Annotated in this window: 3 protein-coding genes and 1 pseudogene; all 4 read left to right on the forward strand. The window is 66.5% G+C overall.

Features of this window, described 5'->3' with window-relative positions; genetic code table 11:
• Positions 1-289 precede the first annotated feature (289 nt).
• A complete protein-coding gene (locus tag AWC19_RS00595) occupies positions 290-1,744 on the forward strand; it encodes an aldehyde dehydrogenase family protein (RefSeq protein ID WP_085076169.1) in 1,455 nt (484 codons plus the stop codon).
• Positions 1,745-1,807: 63 nt separating this feature from the next.
• Complete coding sequence (locus tag AWC19_RS00600; RefSeq protein WP_085076170.1) at positions 1,808-2,185, forward strand: Mtp family mycobacterial-type pilin; 378 nt, start codon at positions 1,808-1,810, stop codon at positions 2,183-2,185.
• Between the two features lie 76 nt (positions 2,186-2,261).
• Positions 2,262-2,660, forward strand: coding sequence for a VOC family protein (locus AWC19_RS00605; protein WP_085076171.1), 399 nt, complete (start codon positions 2,262-2,264; stop codon positions 2,658-2,660).
• 288 nt (positions 2,661-2,948) lie between these two features.
• Positions 2,949-3,365: pseudogene (locus tag AWC19_RS28725) on the forward strand (peptidoglycan endopeptidase); the annotation flags it as partial.

A 3,365-nucleotide genomic window follows, 5' to 3' on the forward strand; every position in this document is an offset into this window, starting at 1 on the left:
CGACACGCCACACCCCACCCGGGGGTTCTCCTCACATCAAGCCGACACGCCTGCTACCAACGTCCTGGCCGAGTACATCTAGGGCTCGCTTCCGGGCTCCGCACTGTGCCGACCGCGGCGACCGGGCCGGGTTGTAGCGCAAGGCCAAGCGCCCTTCACACCCCCGCCGGAGCGGGCCGGGATGTTCGTTTAGTACGCACCTGCGTTCCTTGACCTCGCCGTCGCAGCGATGCTAAGCAGATGCACAGCACTTTCGGTTCGGCGCCCATCCGACGACGGAAGGTCAGGAATGCAGCTGCAGACGGTATTGGACGAGATTCAGAAACGCCCCGGCACCGGCGACACGATCCCGGTGTTCGATCCCTCGACCGAGGAGCAGATCACCGAATTCAAAGACTGCGGCCCAGAGGCGGTCAACGACGCCGTCGCGCGCGCCAGGGAGTCGTTCGAATCCGGGGTCTGGCACGGGCTGCCCGCCAGTGAGCGGGCCAAAGTGCTCTGGCGGGTCGGCGAATTGATCGACGAAAACGCTGACGTCCTCGCCAAGCTCGAGTCCCTCAACGCCGGCATGACCCCAACGCAAGCGCAGGGAACGGTGACCGTGAGTGCGGAGTTCTTCAGGTACTACGCCGGTTGGTGCTCCAAGATCGAGGGGATCGCGGCCGACGTGCACACCGGCGGCCTCACCGGTATCGATTCGCACCAGCATGCCTACACGCTCAAAGAGCCCTACGGCGTGGTCGGGCTGATCTTTCCGTGGAACGGCCCGATCTTCAATTTCTGCGCCAAGCTCGCGCCGTCGCTCGCCGCCGGTTGTAGTAGCGTCGTCAAGCCCGCGGAGGAGACGCCGCTTACGGCGCTGGTTCTCGACCGAATCCTCACCGAAGCCGGAGTGCCCGACGGGGTCGCGAACCTGTTGCTCGGCTACGGGCACACCGCCGGCGCGGCCATCACCGCTCACCCAGACGTCGAAAAGGTTGCCTTCACCGGTTCGACCGAAGTGGGCAGGGAAATCGTTCATGCCGCGGGCGCAAGCAATCTCAAGAAGGTCACGCTGGAACTCGGTGGCAAGTCGCCCGTCGTGGTGTTCGACGACGCCGACCTGAAGTCCGCGATCCCGATGGCCGCCTTTGGCACCTTCATCCATTCCGGGCAGGCGTGCGTGTGCGGATCGCGAATCTTTGTGCAGCGCAGCGTGTTCGACCGGTTCGTGGAGGGGCTGGCCAACATCGCGAACACCCTCCCGCAGGGCGGGCCGACTGAAGAAGGCGTCATCATCGGGCCGCTGATTAGCCAAAAGCAGCTCAACCGCGTCCTCGGCTACCTCGACCAGGGCAAGTCGGACGGGGTGGAGTTCGTCACCGGCGGGCATCGCCGTGACCGCAAGGGGTATTTCGTACACCCCACCGTCGTCACCAACGTCGCGACCACGAGCAGGCTGTTCCAGGAGGAGATCTTCGGCCCGGTCGTCAGCGTCATCCCGTTCGACGACGAGGACGAAGCCGTCGCCCTGGCCAACGACACGACGTACGGATTGGCCGCCACGGCGTGGACGTCGAATCTAGGCCGCGCACATCGGATTGCGAAGCGACTCAAGGCCGGAACCGTCGGACTGAATTGCCAAATGCAGTTCGACCACTCTATGCCCTTCGGCGGGTACAAGCAGTCCGGGTGGGGATACGAATCGGGCAAGGCGGGCCTGGAGACCTACCTGCAAACGAAAATCGTGTGGGCGCAACTGTAGTACGCCTGCCACGGTGCCAAGACGGGCCTTGCGTTGACTCAGCTCCCGGGAAATCCTTGGGAAATGACGGGTGGAAAACGGGGCTCCTGGGTTCGGCGGTCGGCCGGTGGTGCGCTGGTGCTGTCGGCGATTGGGCTGGGCGGCGGCGCGGGCCCCGTCAACGCGTCGCCGCCGCCGGCGCCGGTCGCCCACTGGTGTCCGGGCGATCCGTGGAACCCGGGTTGGGGCAAGGTCGAGGACTGGGACTGGAACCGCTGCCACGACTGGCCGGGTACGGGCACCCCGTCTGGTCCGGCGGGCTGGGGACCCTGGGGCCCGCCGCCGCCCTGGGCGCCGCCGCAACCACCCCAACCGGCGTGGGCGCCCGGCGCGAACCTGATGTGGAATCCCACCGCCGGCAACTGGGGATTCTGGAACAACGGCGTCTGGACTCCGACCTAGTCGCGTGCCGGCGGCTTGTCGGTGGGCGCCCCTAGCATTCCTCGGGTCAGAGGGACGCCTACCCAAGGAGCACCGCATGAAGTTCGTCTCGACCCGCATCATCACGGCCGACGTCGGCCGGCTCGTCGCCTTCTACGAGCTGGTCACCGGCACGCCCGCGGTATGGGCGAACGAGCTCTTCGCCGAGATACCGACGCCGGTCGGCACCCTGGCCATCGGTAGCGACAAGACGGTCCCGCTGTTCGGCGAGGGATCGGCCGAGCCGGCCGCCAACCGCAGCGCGATCGTCGAGTTCCTGGTCGACGACGTGGACGCCGACTACGCGCGGCTCCGCGACAACCTCGACGACGTGGTGACGACGCCGACGACCATGCCGTGGGGCAACCGTGCGCTGCTGTTCCGCGACCCGGACGGAAACCTGGTCAACCTGTTCACTCCGGTCACGGACGGGGCGCGCGCCAAGTTCGGGCGCTGAGGTGAGGCGTGGCCGCCGACATCGATCGCGAGGTGGCCAAAAGCGAACGCGTTCGCGACGGCGGCTGAAACCTTCTTGCCGGCTCAGCACGGCGACGGTGCTGAGCCGCTCCGGGTCTCGGGCGGTGTTCCGCGTGACCCGGGCCGGCCATCCGCATCGCCGCCCTCGGCGAGCACATTTTGAATAGAGAATTTGCTGGATATGTGGCGGGCGCCATTAAACCAAATGTGCATGACGAAGGCCACAAATTTTGGCTCTGAATGATTGGCGTTGCTAGCGTGCCAGCCCATGGTTGTACTTGCATCGCTGATGGCGCTTATCAATCAGGTCTCCGGGGCGCCATATATCGTGGGTGGCGATTCTCCCGCGGGGACCGATTGCTCCGGGCTTGCTTCGTGGGTCGCCAACGCGGCGACCGATCGGCCGATTTTCGGCAACAGGTTCAACACCGGCAACGAGGAGGGCGCGCTGTTGGCGCGGGGCTTCCCAATACGGAACCGCTCCGAACGCCCTGGTGATCGGCTGGAACGGTGGCCACACCGCGGTGACCCTGCCGGACGGGACGTCGGTGTCCAGCGGCGAACGCGGCGGGGTGCGCATCGGTGGTCCAGGCGCCTACCAGGCCGGATTCACCCATCACATGTTCTTGCCGCTGCCGCCGGAGGGTGACGTGGCCCTTCCGCCGCCCGACGCGCCGCCCCCGCC

It is taken from the genome of Mycobacterium palustre (genome assembly GCF_002101785.1).
In the GTDB taxonomy this organism is placed as follows: Bacteria; Actinomycetota; Actinomycetes; order Mycobacteriales; family Mycobacteriaceae; genus Mycobacterium; species Mycobacterium palustre.

What these genes read in the sequence shown, in the direction of transcription:
- AWC19_RS00605 (WP_085076171.1), top strand. Translation starts at nt 2,262, where the DNA reads ATGAAGTTCGTCTCGACCCGCATCATCACGGCCGACGTCGGCCGGCTC.
- AWC19_RS00600 (WP_085076170.1), top strand. Translation starts at nt 1,808, where the DNA reads ATGACGGGTGGAAAACGGGGCTCCTGGGTTCGGCGGTCGGCCGGTGGT.
- AWC19_RS00595 (WP_085076169.1), top strand. Translation starts at nt 290, where the DNA reads ATGCAGCTGCAGACGGTATTGGACGAGATTCAGAAACGCCCCGGCACC.